The sequence below is a fragment of the Winogradskya consettensis genome (assembly GCF_018332715.1).
Classification (GTDB): domain Bacteria; phylum Actinomycetota; class Actinomycetes; order Mycobacteriales; family Micromonosporaceae; genus Actinoplanes; species Actinoplanes consettensis.
This window is the reverse complement of record NZ_BOQP01000034.1, coordinates 95421-118983: the sequence shown is the minus strand read 5'-3', so window position 1 is coordinate 118983 and position 23563 is coordinate 95421. Positions and strand designations below refer to the sequence as shown.

At 69.2% G+C, this 23563-nt stretch carries 23 protein-coding genes; 8 read left to right on the top strand and 15 right to left on the bottom strand.

Features of this window, described 5'->3' with window-relative positions; all coding sequences use genetic code 11:
- The first annotated feature begins 191 nt into the window (after positions 1-191).
- Both Aco04nite_RS29415 and Aco04nite_RS29410 read left to right on the top strand, forming a co-directional pair.
- Positions 192-1115 (top strand): sigma-70 family RNA polymerase sigma factor, encoded by a 924-nt coding sequence (locus tag Aco04nite_RS29415; RefSeq protein ID WP_438874953.1) that lies wholly within the window; start codon positions 192-194, stop codon positions 1113-1115.
- A 181-nt stretch (positions 1116-1296) separates the two neighbouring features.
- Positions 1297-2505 carry a DUF5667 domain-containing protein gene (locus Aco04nite_RS29410; RefSeq protein WP_244876388.1) on the top strand — a complete coding sequence of 403 codons (1209 nt, stop codon included), beginning with the start codon at positions 1297-1299 and terminating at the stop codon, positions 2503-2505.
- A 77-nt stretch (positions 2506-2582) separates the two neighbouring features.
- Here the strand turns inward: Aco04nite_RS29410 and Aco04nite_RS29405 are convergent, their stop codons facing one another.
- The 5 genes from Aco04nite_RS29405 to Aco04nite_RS29385 form a co-directional block, all read right to left on the bottom strand.
- Entirely contained in the window at positions 2583-3572 is a 990-nt protein-coding gene (locus Aco04nite_RS29405; RefSeq protein WP_213000487.1) for a lysophospholipid acyltransferase family protein, read from the bottom strand.
- Complete coding sequence (locus tag Aco04nite_RS29400; protein ID WP_213000486.1) at positions 3569-4651, bottom strand: NAD-dependent epimerase/dehydratase family protein; 1083 nt, start codon at positions 4649-4651, stop codon at positions 3569-3571. The genes Aco04nite_RS29405 and Aco04nite_RS29400 overlap by 4 nt, the downstream gene beginning before the upstream one ends.
- Positions 4652-4804: 153 nt before the next feature.
- Positions 4805-4906, bottom strand: coding sequence for a 30S ribosomal protein bS22 (locus Aco04nite_RS29395; RefSeq protein ID WP_007465623.1), 102 nt, complete (start codon positions 4904-4906; stop codon positions 4805-4807).
- A 194-nt stretch (positions 4907-5100) separates the two neighbouring features.
- Positions 5101-5316, bottom strand: a complete 216-nt coding sequence (locus Aco04nite_RS29390) for a helix-turn-helix domain-containing protein (RefSeq protein WP_203838164.1) — start codon at positions 5314-5316, stop codon at positions 5101-5103.
- A 175-nt stretch (positions 5317-5491) separates the two neighbouring features.
- Entirely contained in the window at positions 5492-6412 is a 921-nt protein-coding gene (locus Aco04nite_RS29385) for a proline dehydrogenase family protein (protein ID WP_213000485.1), read from the bottom strand.
- Positions 6413-6501: 89 nt separating this feature from the next.
- Between Aco04nite_RS29385 and Aco04nite_RS29380 the strand changes: the two genes are divergently transcribed.
- Positions 6502-7038 carry a CGNR zinc finger domain-containing protein gene (locus Aco04nite_RS29380; protein WP_213000484.1) on the top strand — a complete coding sequence of 179 codons (537 nt, stop codon included), beginning with the start codon at positions 6502-6504 and terminating at the stop codon, positions 7036-7038.
- On the opposite strand, the gene Aco04nite_RS29375 is transcribed toward Aco04nite_RS29380, so the two are convergent.
- A complete protein-coding gene (locus Aco04nite_RS29375) occupies positions 7025-7849 on the bottom strand; it encodes a sugar phosphate isomerase/epimerase family protein (protein WP_213000483.1) in 825 nt (274 codons plus the stop codon). The genes Aco04nite_RS29380 and Aco04nite_RS29375 overlap by 14 nt on opposite strands.
- Positions 7850-7978: 129 nt before the next feature.
- On the opposite strand from Aco04nite_RS29375, the gene Aco04nite_RS29370 reads away from it, so the two are divergent.
- Entirely contained in the window at positions 7979-8818 is an 840-nt protein-coding gene (locus Aco04nite_RS29370; protein ID WP_213000618.1) for a DUF3109 family protein, read from the top strand.
- Positions 8819-8871: 53 nt separating this feature from the next.
- On the opposite strand, the gene Aco04nite_RS29365 is transcribed toward Aco04nite_RS29370, so the two are convergent.
- Together Aco04nite_RS29365 and Aco04nite_RS29360 are read right to left on the bottom strand one after the other, a co-directional pair.
- On the bottom strand, positions 8872-9555 hold the full coding sequence (locus Aco04nite_RS29365) for a response regulator (RefSeq protein WP_014447701.1): 684 nt from the start codon (positions 9553-9555) through the stop codon (positions 8872-8874).
- Between the two features lie 29 nt (positions 9556-9584).
- A complete protein-coding gene (locus tag Aco04nite_RS29360) occupies positions 9585-10880 on the bottom strand; it encodes a sensor histidine kinase (protein ID WP_244876400.1) in 1296 nt (431 codons plus the stop codon).
- A gap of 229 nt (positions 10881-11109) precedes the next feature.
- Here Aco04nite_RS29360 and phoU point away from each other — a divergent pair, with 229 nt between their 5' ends.
- The gene (gene phoU / locus Aco04nite_RS29355; RefSeq protein ID WP_213000482.1) at positions 11110-11766 is read left to right on the top strand and encodes a phosphate signaling complex protein PhoU; all 657 of its coding nucleotides are present in this window, start codon (positions 11110-11112) and stop codon (positions 11764-11766) included.
- 55 nt (positions 11767-11821) lie between these two features.
- On the opposite strand, the gene Aco04nite_RS29350 is transcribed toward phoU, so the two are convergent.
- On the bottom strand, positions 11822-12568 hold the full coding sequence (locus Aco04nite_RS29350; RefSeq protein WP_203838159.1) for a phosphoglyceromutase: 747 nt from the start codon (positions 12566-12568) through the stop codon (positions 11822-11824).
- Between the two features lie 156 nt (positions 12569-12724).
- Here Aco04nite_RS29350 and Aco04nite_RS29345 point away from each other — a divergent pair, with 156 nt between their 5' ends.
- Positions 12725-14020 carry an MDR family MFS transporter gene (locus Aco04nite_RS29345; protein WP_213000481.1) on the top strand — a complete coding sequence of 432 codons (1296 nt, stop codon included), beginning with the start codon at positions 12725-12727 and terminating at the stop codon, positions 14018-14020.
- On the opposite strand, the gene Aco04nite_RS29340 is transcribed toward Aco04nite_RS29345, so the two are convergent.
- The 5 genes from Aco04nite_RS29340 to mshA form a co-directional block, all read right to left on the bottom strand.
- Complete coding sequence (locus tag Aco04nite_RS29340) at positions 13986-15473, bottom strand: chemotaxis protein CheW (protein WP_213000480.1); 1488 nt, start codon at positions 15471-15473, stop codon at positions 13986-13988. The two genes, Aco04nite_RS29345 and Aco04nite_RS29340, sit on opposite strands and share 35 nt — an antisense overlap.
- Positions 15470-18313 carry a methyl-accepting chemotaxis protein gene (locus tag Aco04nite_RS29335; protein WP_244876386.1) on the bottom strand — a complete coding sequence of 948 codons (2844 nt, stop codon included), beginning with the start codon at positions 18311-18313 and terminating at the stop codon, positions 15470-15472. The genes Aco04nite_RS29340 and Aco04nite_RS29335 overlap by 4 nt, the downstream gene beginning before the upstream one ends.
- A 497-nt stretch (positions 18314-18810) precedes the next feature.
- Positions 18811-19605, bottom strand: a complete 795-nt coding sequence (locus tag Aco04nite_RS29330; RefSeq protein WP_213000479.1) for a GNAT family N-acetyltransferase — start codon at positions 19603-19605, stop codon at positions 18811-18813.
- Positions 19602-20096: a type III secretion system chaperone family protein gene (locus Aco04nite_RS29325; protein ID WP_213000615.1), complete on the bottom strand. Its 495-nt coding sequence runs from the start codon at positions 20094-20096 to the stop codon at positions 19602-19604. The genes Aco04nite_RS29330 and Aco04nite_RS29325 overlap by 4 nt, the downstream gene beginning before the upstream one ends.
- Entirely contained in the window at positions 20093-21430 is a 1338-nt protein-coding gene (gene mshA / locus Aco04nite_RS29320; protein ID WP_213000478.1) for a D-inositol-3-phosphate glycosyltransferase, read from the bottom strand. Before mshA ends, Aco04nite_RS29325 begins: the two co-directional genes overlap by 4 nt.
- Positions 21431-21569: 139 nt before the next feature.
- Here mshA and Aco04nite_RS29315 point away from each other — a divergent pair, with 139 nt between their 5' ends.
- Positions 21570-22346: an SDR family oxidoreductase gene (locus Aco04nite_RS29315; protein WP_244876384.1), complete on the top strand. Its 777-nt coding sequence runs from the start codon at positions 21570-21572 to the stop codon at positions 22344-22346.
- Positions 22347-22373: 27 nt separating this feature from the next.
- Positions 22374-23135: a class I SAM-dependent methyltransferase gene (locus Aco04nite_RS29310; protein ID WP_213000477.1), complete on the top strand. Its 762-nt coding sequence runs from the start codon at positions 22374-22376 to the stop codon at positions 23133-23135.
- Here Aco04nite_RS29310 and Aco04nite_RS29305 read toward each other — a convergent pair whose 3' ends face one another.
- A complete protein-coding gene (locus Aco04nite_RS29305) occupies positions 23136-23537 on the bottom strand; it encodes a response regulator (protein ID WP_213000476.1) in 402 nt (133 codons plus the stop codon).
- Between the last annotated feature and the right edge of the window lie 26 nt (positions 23538-23563).

Below are 23563 nucleotides of genomic sequence, written 5' to 3'. Positions count from 1 at the left end.
GCCAACGCACACACTGTGCGACTTGGTGTGCACAGATGCGGCAATACTTCGCCCCTGTGTAACGGAGTCCACATCCGTGGGTGAGGTCGGCCTGCCAAGTTCCTGGCCGCTTCACCCCGTTTTGTTGTGGACGGCCTTTCGGCCACCCCCTCAACGACGGCCCGCCGGGTCAAGGAGGCGCAGTGAGTCATGTGTACGCCGGCGATCCGTTCAATCGCGACATTTTCGCGGCTTATCCGAGCGTGCCGGAGAAACTGAGCGCGCTCGGCAAGGGCGTCGCCAATGCCATCCGGGGCGACGGACCCAAGCGGACCCGGAACCGGCCCCACATCAACGAGTCACCGAGCCGGCATCTGCCCGGCACCGGGAACTCGAAGGGCGGCCGTGTAGTCGCCCCCGGCCGGCCGCAAACACCGCAGCAACCCGGGCCTGAGCGCCGGGCGAGCGCCACCGACGCCGATCAGACCGTCGTCGTCCCGACCCAGAGCACCACCGGCCCGCCCAGCGAGTCGGAACCACCGAAATATCCCGCCCGCCCCGACCCCGGCGACGCGGCCGCGGAGGTCTGGGCACTCGTCGAGCGGGCCCAGGGCGGCGACTCGGCCGCCTTCGGGCTGATCTACGACCGCTACGTCGACACCGTCTTCCGTTTCGTCTACTTCCGGGTCGGCAACCGCCAACTCGCCGAGGACCTGACCTCCGACACCTTCCTGCGGGCGCTCAAACGCATCGGCAGCTTCACCTGGCAGGGCCGTGACCTGGGCGCCTGGCTGGTCACCATCGCCCGCAACCTGGTCGCCGACCACTTCAAGTCGGGGCGTTACCGGCTCGAGGTGACCACCGGCGACGTGCTCGACGCCGATCGCGAAGATCGTGGACCAGAAGGTAGCCCAGAGGCGGCCGTCGTCGACCACATCACCAACGTGGCGCTGCTCACGGCGGTGAAGCAGCTCAATCCCGAGCAGCAGGAGTGCATCGTGCTCCGTTTCCTGCAGGGCTTCTCCGTCGCCGAGACCGCACAGACCATGGGCAAGAACGAAGGCGCCATCAAGGCCCTGCAGTACCGGGCCGTCCGAGCGCTGGCCCGGCTGCTGCCCGAAGGGTTCCAGTGGTGATGGGAAGCCTGACCTTGTCGATCTCTACGGCCTCAACGACGCCGGTTCCACCCGTAACCGCCCCTGCCCGTCAAGCGTTTGTCCGGGTGCGACCCGTGGTGGACCAACGGTCCGCCAGTTCTGTCGCGCCCGCTGACACCGTCGTCGGCGGGTCAGTCACGAGCGAAGGGGGGTGCCCCCGGTGAAGTTCGATTTCCTGGATCGCCGGAGCGCCGAGCGCTTCGCGGAGCTTCTCGACGAGACGAGCGCGGGCCGTCGCCACCACACCCGGGGCCGGGCCGACGAACAGCTCGCCGAACTGGTCGCCATCGGGCACCGCCTCTCCGCGCCACGACCCGGGGTCCAGGTGGAACCGGAGTTCCGGATGGGGCTGCGGGCCATGCTGGTCGCCACGGCAGAACGCGACGGGATCGGGGAGGGCGCGGCGACCACCGATGACGAGCCCGAGGCCACCGCACCTGTCCGCAAACTGCTGGGGCAGGGCGGGCGACGCATCCGGGCCCGCGGCGCGATCGTCATCGGTGTCGCCGCCGGGGCGATGGCCGTCTCGGGGATCTCCGCGGCGAGCGAGAACGCCTCGCCGGGTGATGCCCTCTACGGCGTCAAGCGCTCCACCGAACGTGCCCAGCTGGCGATGGCCGGCTCGGACATCACCCGTGGGCAGTTGTCGCTGACGTTCGCCCGTAACCGGCTCTCCGAGGCGGTCTCGATGGACGGGGACAACGTGAAGTTCCCGGCCGCGCTGGCCGACATGGACGCCGACGCCACGCAGGGGGTCAAGCTGCTCACGACCTCGGCCGTGACCCGTGAGGACCCGACCGGCCTCAACTACGTCGACTCGTTCGTGGACACCCAACGCCGCGTCCTGACCCCGGCCCTCGAACGGCTGGACAACGCCAACCGGGAACGGGCGCTGGCGTCGCTGGATCTGCTCGACCGGGTCCAGGACCGTTCGGAGCACATCCGGGACGGCCTGGCCTGCGACGCCGAACTGGCGCCGAGCGACCCCCTCGGGCCCTCGCTGAGCTCCTGCAAGGCGGGCTCCGAGACCTCGTCGTCCTCGGGCGAACGCCGTCAGGGCCAGACCCAGACGCAGAGCACCGGTGGCGAGAAGAACAAATCGTCGTCGTCCAAGGGCGACAGCGACACCACGGACGACAAGAAGAAGAGCAAGTCCGGCCCGAAGGCCACCGACGATCCGACCGCTGAGCCGACGGCGACCACCGGCGGCAAGGCCACGGTCGCCGAGGAAGCGGAAGAGGCCGAGCCGTCCAAGAGCGTCTCGGCCGACCCGGAACCGATGGTCTCCGAGGACCCCGTCACTCCGCCGGCGGCGGAGGACAAGGGTCTGCTCGGTGGCCTGTTAGGGAACCTGTTCGGCAAGGACTGACACACCCACCAAAACATGGCGAGGGGCGGTGCCGACTTCAAGAGTCGGGGCCGCCCCTCAGTGTCTATTGTACCGGTTTAGCGCCCGAACGGATCCGGCCGTTTTTCCAGCAATGTGTGCAGAGTGGCCTGGATCGTCTCGCGGACCTGGTCGGCGAGGTTGTAGACCACCATCGGGTCGTCGGCGTACTCGGTGAGGTGCGCGGTCGGGATCGGCTCGCAGAACTCGATCAGCCATTTGCTCGGCAGCGGGACCAGCCCGAGCGGGCCGAGCCACGGGAACGTCGGGGTCACCGGGAAGTACGGGATGCCGAGCAGGCGGGCCAGCGGCTTGAGGTCGGCGAGGATCGGATAGATCTCCTCCGCACCGACGATGGCGACCGGCGTGATCGGGGTGCCGGTGCGCAGCGCCGCGGAGACGAAGCCGCCCCGGCCGAACCGCTGCAGTTTGTAGCGCTCCGAATAGCGTTTGCCGATGCCCTTGAAGCCCTCGGGGAAGACGCCGACCAGCTCACCATCGCTCATCAGGCGCTCGGCGTCGGGATTGCAGGCCACCGTGGCGCCGGCCTTGCGGGCGAGCTCGGACAGCACCGGCATCCGGAAGACCAGGTCGGCACCGAGCAGCCGCAGGTGCCGCTGACGTGGGTGCTTGTCGTGCAGGGCGGTGGTCAGCATCAGCGCGTCGAGCGCCAGCGTGCCTGAGTGGTTGCCGACGAGGAGCCCGCCACCGGTGTCGGGGATGTTCTCGACGCCGAACACCTCGGTGCGGAACCAGTCGCGGTAGAGCACCCGCAGCATCGGCTGGAAGACGCTGTCGTTGAGTTCACGGTCGAAACCGAACTCGTCCACCTCGTACGCACCCGCGAGTCGCCGCCGCAGGAAGGCCAGCCCGCCGGCGACCCGTTGATCCCACACGTCCACCGGATCCGGCGCCGGGGGCTCCTCGACGACGGGCGAAGGCTTCTCGGGAATCGGGCGCTTGCCGTTCAGGGGCTTGTAGGGCTTCTCCCGGGGCAGCGCGAAGTTGGCATGCCCGGGAAGCGCCTTGTGGTATTCGTCCTGACTCATGACTCGGCACCCCCGGAGGACGCCGCCGCCCGGAGCTGCCGAACGCCGTCCAGGATGGCGCGTTCGGCCGCCTCGAGCCGGTCGGCGGTCAGCGACGACCCGTTGCTGTGACCCTTGATGAAGTCGTCGAAAGCTGCCGCGGTCGTGCGTGGTGTGAACCCGAACTCCTTGACGAGCCGGGTCGTGTCGACCACCCGGCCGTGCACGAAGAGGTCCACCTGGTCGAGGCCGATCTTGCCGACACCGACCGAGCGGGCGACCGCGGCGAGCGAGGAGAGCGTGCCCTCGGGCAGCGGCACGGAGATGCGACCGGCCCTGCGAACGGCCTGGGAGAGCGCGAGGACCCCGGCACCGGCGACGTTGAACGTGCCGGGATGGTCCTCGATGACCGAGCGGTGCAGGATCTCCAGCGCATCGTCGACGTGCACGAACTGGAGCCGGGCGTCGCGACCGAGCACGGTCGGCACCATCGGCTGCGCGAAGTAGCGGGTGAGGGTGGTGTCCGCGGTCTCGCTGATGAACGGCGCGAATCGCAGGACGGTGGCGGCCACCTCGGGGCGGCGGCGCCGGAAGCCACGCACGTAGCCCTCGATATCGAGGATGTCGCGCGCGAAGGAGCCACGCGGCACCGCGCGGGGCTCGGTGTCCTCGGTGAAGACGGCCGGGTCGCGAAAGGACGCGCCATAGGCGGCCGTGGACGAGCGCACGACCAGCTTGCGCAGCCGACCGGCACTCTGCGCGGCCGCGAGCAGCTGCATCGTCCCGATGACGTTCTGCTCTTTCATGGCCGCGCGACCGCCGTGCTGCGGGTCGGGCGCGCTCGTGACCGCGAGATGCACGACCGCTTCAGCGCCGAGATCGGCGACGACCCCGGTGGCGGCCCGCGCGTCGGCCTGGATCAGTTCGACGTCCGCCAGCAGGCCCGCGAGGGCAGCAGGCGGCTCGTGCGGATCCAGGCCGATGACGCGATCGACCCGGGGGTCGGCGGCGAGCCGGGACGCGACGCGGGCTCCGAGGAAGCGGCTGACCCCGGTGACCACGACGACCCGCGGCGGGGCCGCGGCTTCGGACGAGACCACGGGCGCGCCTCTCACGTGCGGCTTCGGTCGAGAACGGCTGTGCCTAGACAGCAACGCAGCCTGGTGACGGCTCTGCCGGAACACCGATGGCAACCGGTGCGGCCGAGCCGGGATCGGCAAGTGAGCAGGCCGGGCAGATCGCCCGGCCGGTCATCACTTGCCCAGACGGCGACGCTGAACGCGGGTCTTGCGCAGCAGCTTACGGTGCTTCTTCTTCGCCATACGCTTGCGACGCTTCTTGACCACGGAGCCCATACGTCATGCCTCTCGAAACCATGTGGGGCCGGCCGCGGCGCGCGTGAAAACACGCACCGACCGGACTGCTAGCGGTTTGCCCCTCAGCCGCGGCGCCAAACGCACACGAGCTATCACGGGGCGAACCGCACCAGCGTAGCCGCCCCTCCCGCGTGGGACCAACACGGCCCCTGCTGAGCGCCCTCGGGCACGCCTCAGGCGGTTTGCGAGAACGCCCCACGCAGGTACGTGTGAACCGCGTGTTCGGGCACCCGGAACGACCGGCCCACCCGTACCGCACTGAGCTCGCCGCCGTGCACCAGCCGATACACGGTCATCTTGGAGACCCGCATGAGCGCGGCGACCTCGGCGACGGTGAGGAAGCGCACCTCAGCGAGGCGCTCCTCCGTCTGGGTTGCTGGACCCGTCATCTCCTCGCACCGATCCTTTCGCAGGCGCCCTCACCACGGCTGGACTGTCGCGACGTGGCTGACGGGCGCGCGTGTCATCAGTACGGTATCGAGACCTCTGTGACCATCGCGCTACGTTCCGTGAAATCGCACCCGAGAAGTCAAGCCGCCACGCGCACGAAGTCGCCCAAAGGGGTCACTTTTTGCTTGTCAGGGCCCTGCCGAAGAACGCGACGTTGGCGGGACGCTCGGCGAGGCGGCGCATCAGGTAGCCGTACCACTGGTCGCCGTAGGGTACGTAGACCCGCACGGTGTGGCCGGCCGCGGCGAGCCGCGTCTGCTCCTCCGGGCGTACGCCGAAGAGCAGTTGAAACTCGAACTCGTCCGACTGACGGTCGAACCAGCGTGCCCGGTCCTCCGCGATCGCGATCAGCCGCGGGTCGTGCGTGGCGACCATCGGGTAGCCCGCACCGGACATCAGGATGTTGAGGCAGCGCACATACGCCTTGTCGACGTCCAGCGCCGACTGGTAGGCGACCGATTCGGGCTCGGCGTAGGCGCCCTTGCAGAGCCGCACCCGCGACCCGGCGGTGGCGAGCTCGCGGCAGTCCCCCTCGGTGCGCCGCAGGTAGGCCTGCAGGACAGCACCGGTGCTGGGGTAGTCCCTGCGCAGCTCGGAGAGGATCTCGAGCGTCGAATCGGTGGTCGAGTGGTCCTCGGCGTCGAGGGTCACCGTGGTTCCCGCCTCGGCCGCGGCGGCGCAGATCGCGCTCGCGTACTCGTACGCCATCTTGTCGTCGAGTTTCTGGCCGACCGCCGAGAGTTTGAGGCTCACCTCGGCCGCCGGGGTCAGTCCTGCGCTCTTGAGCCGGCCGAGCAGCAGCAGGTACTGATCCCTGGTCGCGGCGGCCTGCTCGGCGGTCAGGGTGTCCTCACCGAGGTGGTCCAGGCTGACCGCGAGGCCGTCGTCGGCGAGCACCCGGCTGGTCCGCAACGCGTCGTCGGCCCCCGCCCCCGCGACGAACCGCTGGACGATCCCCTTGCTGACCGGGACCGAGGAGATCAGCCGCTCCATCCGGGACGACCCGGCGGCGGCGAGAAAGACGGATCGGAGCATGTGCCGAGCGTATAACCCGGGCCGCTCCGGGTCGCGGTAACCATGTCTCGACCGTGTTCGTAACGGATGGGGGCGGCTACGGTTGTCGGGTGAACTTCGATGCGTACGCGCGTACGGCCGTCGACCTCGTCAACGCCGGCCTGGACGACCTCGATGGGCTCAAGGCGATGTTCGACGGGGAACTGGCCTGGATGGGCGCCGAGGTCACTGACAAGGACCTGGCAGCGCTGCGCCGGGCCCAGCGACGGCTGCGCGACGTCTTCGAGTACGGCACGAGCGGCCGCGACGCCGAGGCCGTCACCGAGCTCAACTCCCTGCTCGAGGCCTACCCGGTGCAGCCCCGCATCTCCGGGCACGACGCCGGGGACTGGCACATGCACGTCACCGGGCGCGGCGCCCTGGTCAGCGCGGAATATCTGGCCGGCGCGGTCTGGGGCCTGTCGGTGTGGCTGTGCGAATACGGCAGCGCGCGCTTCGGCATCTGCGCGGACGAGCGCTGCGGCAACGTCTATCTGGACACGTCGTCCAACAACTGCCGGCGCTTCTGCTCGGAGCGCTGCGCGACCCGCTCCCACGTCGCCGCCCACCGCGCCCGTAAGCGCGCGGCAACACTCACGCCGGCCTAGAGAACGCCTGGCTTCCCGATGGGGTCGGCGCGAGGTGGCGCCGGGCAAACTCGAGCGACTCGCGCAGGTCCTGAACGCGAACCTCGCGGTTGGCCACCTTGCGGGTGCTGACCTCGAGCGCCACCGAGCCCCGGAACCCGCGGGCCGACAGCGACTGCAGCAGCTCGGCGCACGGCTGCGTGCCGCGCCCGGGCACCAGGTGCTCGTCGCGCCCCTCGCCGGTGCCGTCACCGAGGTGCACGTGTTTGAGACCGGCACCCATCCGGTCGGCCAGCTCCATCGAGTCGATGCGCGCGGCCGCACAGTGCGACAGATCCAGCGTGTACGCGTCGAAGCCGACCTCCGTCGGATCCCATCCCGGGGTGTAGGGCACAAAATTCCGCCCCGCCATGCGTACGGGAAACATGTTCTCGATCGCGAAAGTGATGTCCGGATGCCGGGCCTGCACCTTGGCCAGCCCCGGCTCGAAGTTGCGCGCGTAGTCCCGCTGCCAGCTGAACGGCGGGTGCACCACGACCGTGGGGGCTTCGAGCGACTCGGCGAGCTCGGCCGCGCGGTTGAGCCGTTCCCACGGGTCCGGGCTCCAGACCCGCTGGGTGACCAGCAGGCACGGCGCGTGGACCGAGAGCACCGGCACGCCGTAGTGCTTGGCCAGGCCCTGGAGTGCACCGGCGTCCTGGCTGACCGCGTCGGTCCAGACCATGACCTCCACGCCGTCGTAACCCACCGTGGCCGCCATCTCGAACGCAGCCGAGGTCGGCTCGGGGAAGACCGAGGAACTGGACAGGAGCACGGGGACATCCGAAGTCACGTAGCAAAGGGTAGTCCGGTCAGTCACCACCGCCACTGTCCTGCACGGAAGGGCCCCGCTGCGCGGTTGTGCAGGGCAGACGCGCGTACGCTGTGCCAGGTGAGTCGCCGCACCCAGCTTCGCATCGTGATGGATGACGCGGCCGCCGCCCGCGCCCGAGAGGTCGAACTCGACTTCCCTCGCGAATGGATCGAGTTCACCGACCCGGCCGACGACCAGCACGTGGTCCGCGCCGACCTGACCTGGCTGCTGTCCCGCTGGACCTGCGTCTTCGGGTCCGCGTGTCACGGCATCATCGCGGGCCGCGCGCAGGACGGCTGTTGTTCGCACGGCGCGTTCTTCACCGACGCCGACGACGAGACCAGGACGAAGAGCGCGGCCGCCAAGCTGACGCCCGAGACCTGGCAGCACTACCGGCGCGGGTTCAAGAATTACACCGAGATGGACACGATCGACGGGTCGAAACCGGCCCGCCGCACGGCCACCCAGTCCGCGGACGGTCCGTGCGTGTTCCTCAACGACGCCGATTTCGCCGGTGGGGGTGGCTGCGCGCTGCACGCCCAGGCGCTGCGCGACGGGGTGCACCCGCTGACCTACAAGCCGGACGTCTGCTGGCAGCTCCCGGTGCGCCGCGAACAGGACTGGACCAAGCGGCCGGACGGCACGAAGTACCTGCTCTCGACGCTGACCGAGTTTGATCGGCGCGGCTGGGGCCCGGGCGGGCACGACCTCGACTGGTGGTGCACGTCCTCACCGGACGCGCACGTGGGCACCGAGCCGATGTACCAGTCGTACGGCCCGGAGCTGATCGCGCTGGTCGGCCAGGACGCGTACGACGAGCTCTCCCGGTTGTGCGCTGCCCGGCTGGCGGCCGGTCTCGTCGCGGAGCACCCGGCGACCGTGGCCGCGAGGGCCATCGCCGCGGCGAAGCAGCCCGGCGGCAAGGAACCGGCGACCCCGCCCATCTGACCGTGACGAAGAACGGGGGCACCGATCGGTGCCCCCGTTTTTTCACATGACGATCACGGTTCGAACTTGTAGCCCAGACCACGCACCGTCACGATGTAGCGCGGCGCCGACGGCTCCGGCTCGACCTTGGACCGCAGCCGCTTGACGTGCACGTCCAGCGTCTTGGTGTCGCCGACGTAGTCGGCTCCCCAGACCCGGTCGATGAGCTGACCGCGGGTCAGGACCCGGCCGGCGTTGCGCAGCAGAAGCTCGAGCAGCTCGAACTCCTTCAGCGGCAACTGCACCCCGGCGCCGTCAACCGTCACGACGTGGCGTTCCACATCCATCCGGACCGGGCCCGCCGCCAGCGTCGGCGTCGTCACCTCGGCGGCCTCGGTGCCCTGGCGGCGCAGGACCGCCCGGATTCGGGCGACCAGCTCGCGGGGCGAGTAGGGCTTGGTGACGTAGTCGTCGGCACCTATCTCGAGACCGACGACCTTGTCGATCTCGCTGTCCCGGGCGGTCACCATGATGATCGGTACGGCGGAGCGCTGCCGGAGCTGACGGCACACCTCGGTGCCGGACATCTCGGGCAGCATCAGGTCGAGCAACACGATGTCGGCGCCGGTCCGGTCGAACTGGGTCAGCGCCGAGGTGCCGGTCGCAGCGACCGATACCTCGAAGCCCTCCTTGCGGAGCATGTACGACAGGGCGTCGGAGAACGACTCCTCATCCTCGACCACGAGCACGCGAGCCAATGGGGGTTCCTTTCCTACTCCGCCGGCCGTCAGGCCGAAGGAAGTCCGGCCGCGCCGGACTCGATCTCAATAGCCGCCGGTAACGGCAGCGGGGATTCCGGGGGTCGCGCCGGTAGGCGCAGTGTGAATGTCGAACCACCACCAAGTGTGCTGGAGACCGCGACCCGGCCACCGTGGTTCGTAGCGATGTGCTTGACGATGGCCAGGCCGAGCCCCGTGCCGCCGGTGGAACGGGATCGTGCCTGGTCAGCGCGGTAGAACCGCTCGAAGATCCGGTCGACGTCGTGCGGCGCGATGCCGATGCCCTGGTCGGTGACGTCGATCTCGATCCAGTCCTCGTCCTGACGCATGGTGAGCGCGACCCGGGTGTCCTCACCCGAGTACGCGATCGCGTTCTCCACCAGGTTGGTGACCGCGGTGGCGACCTGGCTGTCGCTGCCGTACACCGTGGCACCCTTCGGCCCGGTATAGACGACCTCGATGTTCTTCGCCGACGAGGTGGTGCGGGTGCGGTCGACGACCTCGGCGATGACCCAGTCCAGGGCGACCGGCTCGGGCGTCGGCAGCGGTTCCGCACCCTGCAGCCGGGTGAGCTCCAGGAGCTCGTTGACCAGCCGGCCCATCCGCGCGGACTCGTGGTGGATCCGCTCGGCGAAGCGCCGGGCGGCGATCAGGTCCTCCGATCGTTCCTCGGGCGGGGTCTCGGGCAGCTCGGTGGCGTCGAGCAGCGCCTCGGCCAGCAGTTGCAGCGCGCCGATCGGGGTCTTGAGCTCGTGACTCACGTTCGCCACGAAGTCTCGCCGGACCCGGGCCAGGCGGTGCGACTCGGTCACGTCGGCGGCCTCGACCGCGACGTGCGTCGAGTTGAGGGCGACCGCGCGCAGGTGCAGGCCGAGCGGGGCGCTGGCGCTGCCGGCCCGGCCGCGGGGCAGATCGAGCTCCACCTCGCGGCGGACCCCGGTGCGGCGGACCTGCCCCGCGAGCGTACGCAGAATCGGGTGCGCGGCGATCGTGCCCGGGGCGCCGCCGGAGCGGAGCAGCCCCATCGCCCGTGCGGCGGGGTTGACGAGAACGGGTTGATCCTCGCCGTCGAGCACGACCACGCCTACTCTTAGCGAGTCGAGGCTCTTGCGGCCCAGGCCCTTGAGCCCGGACTTCCCGCCGCGCTCATCCTCGGTGTCGATCTTTCGTCCCCCCTCGATCGGCTTGGACGGCGTCGGGTCGGCGGCTCGCTCGGGCGAGCCGGACCTGCCGATGCGGGACAGCAACAGCCCTGCCGCCACACCGACGGCGAGCGCGATGAGAAGAAGGGCTATGCCGAGCACCGTGTCCACGCAGCGATCGTAGGGTCATTGTTTACCTGGACCGTACGGCTAACCGGACAAATCCGGCGCGCTTCGAAGAATGTTCATCACCCGGTCCGGCGTCGTTCACCGCCGTTCACGTCCACGCCGCCGGACCCTCATAGCGTGACCCCTGCAGCACCCATGCAAGCCCTGCTCACCACGGCTGCCTGCCGCACCGGCGGGCGGCCCACGACCCCGGGATTACAACATGCGCGAGGAGTTCCAGGCCGACCTCACCGAGGTCAGTCGCCTGCTGGTGACCATGGCAGAGGCGGTGCGCGCTGCGCTTCGCAAGGCGACCACCGCCCTGCTGACCGCCGACCGGGAGGCCGCCGAGTCCGTCCTGGCCCGTGACGCCGAAGTTGACGAGCTCTACACCCAGGTGGAGACGAAGGTGGCCGACACCATCGCCCGCCAGGCGCCGGTCGCCTCCGACCTGCGGATGGTCATCACCGCCCTGCACATCTCCGCCGACCTCGAGCGGATGGGTGACCTGGCCGAGCACGTCGCCAAGACCGCCCTGCGCCGCCACCCGTCGCCGGCCGTGCCCGCCGAGCTGCGCCCGGTATTCCGCCAGATGGGCGATGTCGCGGACCGGATGGCCGAGAAGATGGCCACCGTCCTCGCCACGCCCGACGCCGACCTGGCAGCGGAGCTGGACAAGGACGACGACGCGATGGATGACCTGGAGCGTGAGCTCTTCAAGGTCATGCTTGCCGACGACTGGCCCTACGGCGCCGAGACCGCGATCGACGGTGCTCTGCTGGGCCGCTTCTACGAGCGCTACGCCGACCACGCCGTCAACTCCGGCGCGCAGATGATCTACCTGATCACCGGTCAGCCGGTGACCGCTCAGGAAGCCTGACCGAAGACACGCAAAAGCCGGGATGCCACGGGGCATCCCGGCTTTTTGTGAAACCTCAGCGACCCTGGTTGGCGACCGCGGCAGCGGCTTCCTTGGCCGTCTCGGGGTCGAGGTACTCGCCGCCGGGGTTGAGGGGGCGCAGGGCGTCGTCCAGGTTGTAGCGCAGCGGGATACCCGTGGGGATGTTGAGCTTCGCGATGGCCTCGTCGGAGATCTGGTCGAGGTGCTTGACGATCGCGCGCAGCGAGTTGCCGTGCGCCGCGACCAGCACCGTCTTGCCGGCGATCAGGTCGGGGACGATCGCGTCGTACCAGTAGGGCAGCGCGCGGAGCAGGACGTCCTTGAGGCACTCGGAGCGGGGCTTGAGCTCCGGCGGGAGGGCGGCGTAGCGCGGATCGGCGAACTGGGAGAACTCGTTGCCGTCCTCGATCGGGGGCGGCGGGACGTCGTACGACCGGCGCCAGAGCATGAACTGCTCCTCGCCGTACTGTTCGAGGGTCTGCTTCTTGTCCTTGCCCTGCAGCGCGCCGTAGTGCCGCTCGTTGAGCCGCCAGGACCGCTTCACCGGGATCCAGTGGCGGTCGGCGGTGTGCAGTGCGATCTCGCTGGTCCGGATCGCGCGACGCAGCAAGCTGGTGTGCACGACGTCCGGCAGCAGGTCCTGCTCCTTGAGCAGCTCGCCGCCTCGGCGGGCCTCGGTCTCCCCCTTGGCGTTCAGGTCGACGTCGACCCAGCCGGTGAAGAGGTTCTTGGCGTTCCACTCGCTCTCGCCGTGGCGCAGCAGCACAAGAGTCCCAGTCATGACCTCCATCCTGCCCCAGCACGATGCGCGACGTGCGCCGACCCTGCAGGGTGGCGGCCACCACAACAAAACCGGGCTGCGCGCCGGGGCGTAGATCACTAGCGTGTAAGTCCTGCCAGGTTTATCGGTACTTACACGAACACAGGGGGTCACCACGTGCGCGGGTGGTTGCGGGAAGCGGCCGGCGGGCTGCCGAGGCAGTTCTGGTTCCTCTGGACCGGGACGCTGATCAATCGCCTCGGTTCGTTCGTCGTCATCTACCTGGCGATCTACCTGACCCAGGACCTGCATTTCACCCCGAGCTCGGCCGGCCTGGTACTGGGCGCCTACGGCGTCGGCGGCGCGGCCGGCACGCTGACCGGCGGGGTGCTCGCCGACCGCTGGGGCCGCCGGCCGACGATGCTGACCGCCCAGTTCGGTGCGGCGGTGCTGATGCTGACGCTCGGCTTCGCGCAGGGCTTCTGGCAGCTGATCATCGGCACGTTTTTGCTGGGTACGTTCGCCGAGGGCGTCCGGCCCGCGTTCCAGGCGATGATGATCGACGTCGTACCGGACAAGGACCGGGTGCGGGCCTACTCGCTGAACTACTGGGCGATCAACCTCGGATTCGCCACCTCGGCCGTCCTGGCCGGCATCGCCGCCAAGTTCGACTTCCTGCTGCTCTTCGTGGTCGACGCCGGCACGACACTGATCACGGCCGTGATCAGCCTGATCTTCCTGGCCGAGACGCGACCGGTCCGGGCGGCGGTGCGACGGGTGCGCGGCGGCCCGGGGCTGGGCACGGTCTTCCGGGACCGGGTCTTCGTGAGCTTCCTGGCGCTGAACTTCTTCATTGTCCTCGTGATGATGCAGCACATGTCGACGCTGCCGATCGCGATGGCCTCCGACGGCCTCAGCCCGGCGACATACGGCTGGGTGATCGCCGTCAACGGCATCATGATCGTGCTGGGGCAGCTCTTCATCCCCAAGCTGGTCGAGGGGCACAACCGGTCCCGGGTGCTCGCGCTGGCCACGCTCGTCATGGGTGCCGGCTTCGGCCTCAACGCGTTCGCCGGCACGGTCTCGATCTACGTGGTCACCGTGGTGATCTGGACGCTCGGCGAGATGCTGCAGACCCCGTCCAACTCGGCCCTGGTCGCCGAGCTGTCTCCGTCGCTGCTGCGCGGGCGCTACGTGGGCGTCAACTCGCTGTCGTGGTCGGCGGCCGGCGCGCTCGCCCCGGTCGTCGGCGGCTTCGTCCAGCAGCACGCCGGCAATACGGCGCTATGGCTCTCCTGCGCGGCGATCGGCGGCTTGGTCGCCGTGGGTCAGTTGTTGTCGGGGCCGGCCCGGGAGCGTCGCGCCCGGGAGCTGCAGAGCCCTGAGCCGAGCGCGATGCCGGCACCGGTCGCGACGGAGGTCAGGCACGAGGAGGACGTCACGCCACCAGTTCAGCCGCGGCCAGCTCGGTGAGGTCGATGTTGGGCAGCAGCCGCCCCTGAGCCTCGGTTCCGATCTTCACCAGGGGACCGCGCTGGAGCATCGCGCTCGGATCGGCGTGCTCCTTCTGGGCGCTCTCCTCCCAGACCGAGTCCTCGATGGCGTGCAGCGCGGGCACGACGAAGCCGAGCAGCTCCCCGGTCGGCGCGTCGATCAGCAGGACCCGGGCGGTGGCCGGGTCGGGTGGCTCCGAGATGCCGAGCAGGGCCGGCAGGGAGAGCAGCGGGACCGAGAGCCTGCGATGCGTGAAGATGCCGAGCAGCGGCCCGCCGCCGTCGAGGGCGATCGCGTGCTGCGGGTAGGGCACGATCTCGGTGATCTGGCCCAGCGGCGTGGCCGCCTCCATCCCGACGTTGTAGGTCAGGAACTTGCGGACGCTCGGGACGACCCGGCGCCCGTCGGGGCCCTCGCTCTCCTCGGCGACCTTGCTGGTCACCGAGGCCGGCGGCGCGACGTGCTCCTTGCCGGGCAGGGACACCCCCAGGTTGCTCAGGGCATCCAGCTCCGCGTCGGCACGCAGCGCCTCGCCGTCGAGCAACAGGTGCTGGTCGCCCGACTCGATCCGCAGCACCCCGGTGAGGAAGCCGTCCTTGCGCATCCCGACCGGTGGCAGCGGCAGCACGTCCCCGACCGGCACGGACGCGATGTCGGCGATGTCGGAGACGGTCAGCACGACCAGGCCCCGGGGCAGGGCGATGACCAGCCCACGCAGATTCCCGTCGTCCGGGACGCTGCCCAGCCCCAGCATGTGGAGCGGGTCCACGGCGGGCACCGCCTTGTCGTGCAGGTGCACCACGCCCCGGCACGTGCCACCGTCCAACGGCGAGGGATGCACGGTGAGCTGCGGGATGACCGAGTGCACATGCCCCACGTCGATGCAGAGACCGATCGGACCACACCGCAACAGCAGCACCGTACGCCGGGAGTTGTCGCTGTTGATGTCCCCGAGCTCGATCCCCGTGCCACGCGTCCCGCTGTCCCGCACGACCGGTACACCGGGCAGCTGGGAGATGGCCTGCGCGTCGAGCAGCGACACCACCTCGCCGTCCTCGGGCCGCTCGAACGTGTGCGAGAACAGCGCCGGCCGGTCACCGGCCACCGACGTCTCGAGCAGGGCCTCCTCGGTGATCCGGGTGACGCCCTCGATCTCCTCGGCGAGCAGGCCGAACAGCTGGTCACCGCGGGAGACGATGACGATGACCTTGCCGAACTCGTCGGTCTCCTCGTAGCCCGCGAGCCGGCACAGGTCCAGCACCGGGATCACGACATGACGCAGGTTGACCGCACCGAGCAGGCCTTCGGCGGTGACCGGCAGCGCGGTGAAGCTCGACGGCCGCATGATGACCTCGCGCAGCTCGTCCAGCGGGAGCGCGACCCGGACCCGGCCGGTGTTGAACACCCCGTAGAGGGCCTCGATGCTGCTCATGACGTGACCTGGGTGCCCTCCGGCGCCATCGCGGCGTCGGTGCCGATCAGGTCGTTGATCAGCTGGTTGACCGAGCGGGACGCCTTCTGCTGCAGCTGGGTGGAGTCCGCGATCCGCGTGATCGACTCGCTGGTGGAGGCGACGCTCTTGAGGATCTGACCGAACGCGCTCTGGGCGCGGTGCGAGACCGTGGAACCCTGCCCGACCCGCTGCGCCGACTCGTGGATGAGCGTGGTGATCTCGCGGGCCGCCTCGGACGAGCGCTCGGCCAGCTTGCGCACCTCACCCGCGACGACGGAGAACCCGACGCCGTGCTCGCCGGCCCGGGCCGCCTCGATGGAGGCGTTGAAGGCCAGCAGGTTGGTCTGGCTGGCGATCTCCCCGATGACGTTGACGATGGCCGCGATCTGGTCCGAGGACTTCTCGATCAGGTCGATCGCCTCGATGGACTTGCGCAGCTCCTCGTAGCCCTCCTGGGCGTTGTGCTGGGTCTCCCCCGCCAGCGAGCTGGCCTGCCGGGCGCTGACCACGATCTCGTCGATCGAGCCGGTGAGCTCGCTGATCGACTGGCTCATCTCCCGGGTCTTCGAGGACAGCAACTGCTCCAGCTGCACCTGGTCGGTGATGTCGTGGGCGTACTTGACGACCTTGAACGGTTTGCCCTGCATGTCGAAGATCGGGTTGTACGTGGCCTGGATCCACACGTCGCGCCCGAACTTGCCGATCCGGTGGAACCGGCCGGTGAGGTATTCGCCCTTGCGCAGCCGCAGCCAGAAGTCGCGGTACTCCGCGGAGGTCACGTAGTCGCCGGAGCACAGCATGCTGTGGTGCTGGCCGACGAGTTCGCGTGCCGAGTAGCCGAGCGTGCGCTGGAAATTCTCGTTCGCCATCAGGATCTGGCCCTCGAGATCGAACTCGATCACCGCCTGGGCGCGATTGATCGCGACGTCCTTGCCCTCGTACTCCGCGTTGCGCAGCTTGGCCTCGGTGATGTCCGTGGCGTACTTGACCACCTTGTAGGGGCGGCCGTCCAGGTCGAGGATCGGGTTGTACGTCGCCTGGAGCCAGATCTCCCGGCCGCCCTTGGTGACCCGCTTGTACTCGCCCGAGTCGTACTCCCCGCGGCCCAGCTTCTCCCAGAACTGCAGGTATTCCGGGGACGCCGCCTCGTCCTTGGTGACGAACATTCGGTGGTGCTGGCCGCGCACCTCGTCGAGGGCGTACCCCGTGGTGTCGAGGAAGTTGCGGTTGGCGTTGAGCACCTTGCCCTTGAGGTCGAACTCGACCACGGCCTGGGCACGCCCGATCGCGTCGACCTTGCCCTCGTACTCCGCGTTGCGCAGCTTGCCCTCGGTGACGTCGGTGGCGTACTTCACGACCTTGAACGGCCGGCCGTCCAGATCGAAGATCGGGTTGTACGACGCGAGCAGCCACACCTCCTTGCCGCCCTTGCCGATCCGCTTGTACTCGCCGGCCTCGTACTCACCGCGGCCCAGACGCTCCCAGAACCGCTGGTACTCGGCGCTGCGGGCGGCTTCGGCCTCCATGAAGATCCGGTGATGCTGGCCGCGGATCTCGTCGAGCTTGTAGCCGACGACGCTGAGGAAATTCTCGTTGGCGTCGATGATCCTGCCGTCGAGATCGAACTCCACGGTGGCCTGGGCGCGGCCGATGGCGGTGACCTTCCCGACGTACTCGGCACTCTTGATCTTGGCTTCGGTCACCTCGGAGGCGTACTTGACGACCTTGAACGGCCGCCCGTCCAGATCGAAGATCGGGTTGTAGGAGGCCTGCAGCCAGATCTCGCGGCCGTTCTTCGCCACCCGCTTGTACTCACCGGACTCGAACTCGCCGCGGGCCATGGCCTGCCAGAAGTTGCGGTACTGGGCGCTGCGGGCCTCCTCCTCGCTGACGAACAGCCGGTGGTGCTGCCCGAGAACCTCGTCGAGGGTGTAGCCCATCGTGTTCAGGAAATTCTGGTTGGCGGAGAGGATCACGCCGGACAGGTCGAACTCGATGACCGCCTGCGAGCGGCCGATGGCGTTGACCTTGCCCTCGTACTCCGCGTTGCGCAGTTTGGTCTCGGTGACGTCCATGGCGTACTTGACGATCTTGTACGGCTTGCCGTCCAGGTTGAAGATCGGGTTGTAGCTGGCCCGGATCCATACCTCCCGGCCGCCCCTGCCGACCCGCTTGAACTCGCCGTTCTCCACCTCGCCGATGCGCAGGCGCTCCCAGAAGGCCTGGTATTCCTGGCTCTCGGCGTACCGCTCCTCGCAGAGGATGCGGTGATGCTGGCCGACCAGATCCCCGAGCGAGTAACCCATCAGCTCCAGGAAGTTCTCGTTCGCCGTCAGGATCATGCCGTCGAGGTCGAACTCGATGACTGCCTGGGAGCGATCGATGGCGGCGTACTTGCCCTTGAGCTCGGTGACCTGCCGCCGGTCCTCGGTGATGTCGTACCCGGTGACCAGGACGATCTGACCGTCGGACACCTTGGCGCCGGGTGCGGGGGCGACCGGGCCGCAGTTCAGTCGCAGCCACTTGTGCCGGTCCGAGCTGTCGACCACCTCGACCAGCTGTTCGAGGTATTCACCACCGCGGGCCGCGTCGAGCAGGCGGTCGACGGAGGAGGCCGAGGTGTTCCAGATATCGCTCAGCCGCTTCGCGACAACTTCCGACTCGTCGCGGCCGACCAGGTCGTAGAACCGCTCGTTCGCCGCGACCACGACGCCCGAGCGCGCATTGACGGTGGCGATGAGCCGCTCGTGCATCAGCAGGTTCAACGAGGCTTGCTGGAGGGCGGCATCCGCCTCGAGCTGAGGGGCGGGCTGGGCCATAGGTGCTCCTGGCGTCGTCGTTCGGGTCTTCTCACCCCCGTTCGGCCGTGCCGCGATTTTGCTGAGCCCGTCCAGGGCTTTGCCGGGAATTGGCCTTACGGGCGAGTTGCGCATCATCCGTGAGGCCGGAGTTGCCTTCTGTGACGGTTCAGACAGATGGCAGACAGCCAACTGGCTTGTGGCCCTTGACGGCCCCAACTAGCGTGGTCGATGGACGCCGAGCCGTTAGTTCGGGGAACGGGTTGATCCTTCGGGATCGCCGCGGATCGGCGTTCGGGGACGGGTGGCATCAGCCGTTGGGGGACGGCGCGACCCGAGACCGGCGGTTAGTGCGGGCGACGCCTATGGGGATGGGTGTCGCCCGCCGCCGCCGGCGCTTTCGTCTGTGGGCCGGCCTTCACTTGTGGGCCGGCTTCTTTGTGGGCCGGCAACCTTCTGGGCCGGCCTTTGTTTCCGGGCCGTCCTTATTTCTGGGCCGTCCTTATTTCTGGACTGTCCTATTTTTGGGTCCAGATCCAGTTGTCGCGGATGTAGAGATCACGCAGGCCCAGCCGGCGCAGATTCTCCAGCGACGGATTACGGGCACCCTCGGCGGGCACTCCGGTCTCGGCGCCGATCCATTCGCAGCCGGCCTTGCGGGCAACGTCGGCGCGAGCGGCGATCAGAGCCGACTGCGCACCCCGGCCGCGATATCCGGGCACGGTGGCGCCGGTGTTGAGCGACGCCATCCCGTCGTGCACGAAGAGGTTCGCCGCGGCCACGATCCGGTCGCCGTCCCACGCCGCGAACGGGTGGAAACTCGGGTGCTCCACCGACGCGACCAGCATCTCCGTCAGGCCGCCGGCCGGCATCCCGAACGTCTCCAGCACGACCGCCGCCCACTCCCGGGCGTCCCGTGGCGTCACCGGGGCGATCCGCAGATCGGTCGGCGCCGCCTCGATGGCGTCGGCCCGGGCGCCGAGCTTCATCCACGACGTACCCTTCGTGATCCCGTACGCGGCCTTGATGTCGTCCCAATCCGGTGGCAGCAGGGACGGCGCGATCTGGATCACGGCACGACCGTTTCCGTACGCCCGGAAGTGCTCGACAACCGCACCGACGACCTCCCGGGTCACCGGCTCGGTGACGCCGAACCCGAGCGCCTTGTTCCAGTACCCGCCCGCCGGGTCGTTGCGCATCGCGAGCGCCACCCCGCCACCGATCCGCGCGGTGGTGATGTCGAGCGGCGAGCCGGAAACGCCGGACTCGTACGCGTACATGAACTCGGCCTCGACGGTCTCGGCCTGGATCATTGTTTGCCCTCGGGGTCGGCGAAGTGGGCGAAGGCCTGCAGGTTGGCCAGGGACTCGCCGCGTTTGACGCGCCACTCCCATTCGCGGCGGATCGCCGTGCCGAAGCCGATCTCGAGCATCTGGTCGAAGGACTCGTCGGCGTACGTCAGGACCGCGCCGAGCAGCCGGTCCAGCTCGTCCTCGTCGAGGCCCTTGAGGTTGACCCGGCCGGTCAGGTAGACGTCACCGGCGGCGTCGATCGAGAACGCGACGCCGTACATGCGGGCGTTACGGCGCAGCAGCCAGGCCCACAACTCCTCGCTGTTCTCGTCGGGGTGGCGCATGACGAACGCCTCGACACGCAGCGCGTGCTCGCCCACGATGAGGTTGCAGGCCGTCTTGAGCTTGTGCGTGCCCGGGATGGTCACCACCCAGGACGACGCGCCGGTCGCGTCGCAGGGCAGCTCCCGCTCCGCGCAGACCCGTTCGATGAGGGTGCCGATGTCGTTCACCACGAGTAGGAGCCTGCCAGACGGGCGGCGATCAGCGCGCGGTGCTCGGAGACGGCTTCGCGGTAGACGCGCAGCAGGCCGTCGGCCGTGCGGTCCCAGGAGAAGTTGGCCGCGTGCTGGACGGCGCCCAGCGACAGCCGCGCGCGCCGGGCCGGGCTGCGCAGCAGGTCGTCGAGGACCCGGGCCCAGTCGGCCGGGTCGTGCCCGTTGACCAGAACCCCGCTGACCTCGTCGGTGACCGCCATGACCAGGCCGCCGACCGCCGCGGCGACCACCGGCGTGCCACAGGCCTGCGCCTCGACCGCGACGAGCCCGAACGACTCGTTGTGGGACGGGACGGCGACGAGGTCCGCGGCCCGGTAGAGCGCGGCGAGCGCTTCGCCCGTCTGCGGCGGCAGGAAGCGCACCTTGTCGGAGACGCCGAGCGAGGCGGCGAGCTCGATCAGCGAGGTCGGGCGGTCGAGGCCGCTGCCGCTGGGGCCGCCGCAGATGACGACGGTGAGGTCGGTCTCGCGCAGCGGATCGGCGGCGAGCGCGCGGATCAGCACGTCGGGGCCCTTGAGCGGCTGGATGCGCCCGACGAAGGCGACCAGGTGGCCGCGTTCCGGCAGGCCCAGCCGCCGCCGGTCCGCCGCCTGGGCGGTGGCCGGATCGCCCGAGCTCGGCCGGAACCGGCCGAGGTCGACGCCGGGCTGCACCACGCTGAGCTTCGTAGGGTCGGCGTCGTAACAAGTGACGAGGTCCTGCGCCTCGAAGCGGGTGTTGGCCACGAGCCGGTCCGACTCGGTGATGACCTGCTCCTCACCGATCACCCGGGCCTTGGGCTCGGGACGATCACCGGTCGCGATCAGCCTGTTCTTGACCTTCGCGAGGGTGTGCGCGGTGTGCACGTGCGGCACGCCCCAGCGCTCCCGGGCCAGCCAGCCGACCTGACCCGACATCCAGTAGTGGGAGTGGATGAGGTCGTAGTAGCCCGGTGGGTGAGCCGCCTCGGCACGCAGGACACCATTGGTGAACGCGCACAATTGCGACGGAAGCTCTTCTTTCGACAGGCCCTCGAACGGCCCGGCGGTGATGTGGCGCACATGCACGCCCGGCGCCATCTCGACCACCGGCGGGAGGTCGCTGGAGGTGGCCCGGGTGAAGATCTCCACCTCGACGCCCCAGGCGGCGAGCCGTTTGGAGACCTCGACGATGTAGACGTTCATCCCGCCCGCGTCGCCCGTGCCCGGTTGCTCGAGCGGCGAGGTATGCACCGACAGGGTGGCAATGCGCCGGGGAGTTGGCCAGAGGCCGGCGGCCCTCAGCTGTGCCACGTGGTGTCCCTTCGACAAACGACCCAAACGTTACGTTCAACTTTTACGCCGTCGTTCATCTTCCCCATCCCGCGGCTGTGAATCCCAACGCAGCGAGCCCGGGGTGACCCAGGTAACGACTTTTCCCGGGTTTTCCGCTGCGGGTGAAGCTCGGGCGATGGGGGAGGATCGGGGCATGGTGCAGAAGAAGATCGCCGTGGTTACCGGCGCGTCCAGCGGAATCGGGGCAGCGACCGCCCGCCGGCTCGTCGCCGAGGGCTACCACGTGGTGGCAGCGGCTCGCCGGGCTGACCGGCTGGAGACCCTCGTCAAGGAGCTCGGCGACGCGACCGCTGTGGTGTGCGACGTCACGTCGGACGAGTCGGTCGCCGCGCTCGCGACCGCGGTGACCGCCCTGGACGGCAAGGTCGCCCTGCTGGTCAACAACGCCGGCGGCGCGCGCGGTCTGGACCCGGTCGCGACGGGATCGGTCGACGACTGGAAGTGGATGTACGACGTCAACGCGCTCGGCACCCTGCGCGTCACCCAGGCACTGCTGCCCGCGTTGGAGGCGAGCGGCGCCGGCACGGTGGTGACCATCGGCTCGACCGCGGCGTTCACGGTCTACGAGGGTGGCGCGGGTTACGCGGCGGCGAAGCACGCGCAGACCGCTCTGGTCGGCACGCTGCGCCTGGAGCTGGCCGGCAAGCCCGTGCGGGTGGTCGAGATCGATCCGGGGATGGTGCACACCGAGGAATTCTCCCTGAAGCGCCTCGGCGACCAGGCGAAGGCCGACTCGGTCTACGCCGGTGTCAAGGAACCACTGGTCGCCGATGACATCGCCGACTGTGTGGCGTGGGTCGCCACCCGCCCGCAACACGTCAACATCGACCGGCTCGTGGTCCGCCCGATCGCCCAGGCAGCGCAGCACAAGGTGGTCCGGGAACAGATCTGACCCGCGGCGGAAAACCGAGGTAAGAGCATGATGAAACCGCTCGGCGCAGTCACAAGGGGCACCACCAACCCCAACAGGCTGCGCCGGGTCGACAACTTCATCGCGTACCGCTGCGAGGGGTTGCTGAAGGCCGCACGCAAGCCGCTGGTCGTGGATCTCGGCTACGGCGCGACACCGATCACGGCGATCGAGTTGCGGGCACGACTGGCGGGTGCGGTCCGCTCCGACGTGGCGGTTGTGGGGCTGGAGATCGATCCGGGGCGGGTTGCCGGCGCGCAGCCGTACGCGCAGCCCCCGGTCCTGGAATTTCGTCGCGGCGGTTTTGAACTGGCCGGTTTGTCACCCACGGTGGTCCGCGCCTTCAACGTGCTTCGGCAGTATCCGGAGGACGAGGTCGACGCCGCCTGGCAGACGATGACCGCCACCGGAGCCCTGCTGGTCGAGGGCACCTGTGACGAGCTGGGCCGGATAGCCACCTGGGCGGTCGTCGAGGCGGGCGTGCCGAGCACGTTGACGCTGTCCGCGCGACTGTCCGATCTGGATCATCCGGCGACGTTCGCCGAGCGGCTGCCGAAGGCGCTGATCCATCACAACGTGCCCGGTCACCGCGTCCATGACCTGCTCGGCACGCTCGGCGCCGCCTGGGACGCGAGCGCGACGCCGTTCGGTCCGAAGCAGCGGTGGCTGGCGAGCGTGGCGCGGTTCCGGGAGCTGTGGCCCGTACAGGACGGTGTGAATCGGTGGCGGCGCGGCGAACTGACCGTGCCCTGGTCGTCCCTGCGAGGGTGACTAGGCCGTCGCTGCCTTCTCCGCGAGGATCAGCCGCAGCGCCTCGAGGAGCAGGTCGGAGGTGAAGGGCTTCTTGACCAGCAGGGAGTCCTCGGCGATGAGGCCCTTGCTGACCGCGATGTCCTTGGGCAGGCCGGAGATGTAGACGACGCCCATCTCGGGGCGCAACCCGGAGGCGCTGCGGGCCAGGTCGCCGCCGGAGACCCCGGGCAGGCCCAGGTCGGTGACGAGTACGTCGATCGGGCCCGGGTGCTCCCGGCAGACCCCGACCGCCTGGTCTGCGTCGCCGGCGACCAGGGTCGCGAAACCGCGGCGTTCGAGCATCCGCCGCATGATGTCACGCAGATCTTCCTCGTCGTCGACGACGAGGACGGTGGGACGCTCTTGCGAAGCCTCCGACATAAGAGCCTCCTGGGGTGTGTGACGAA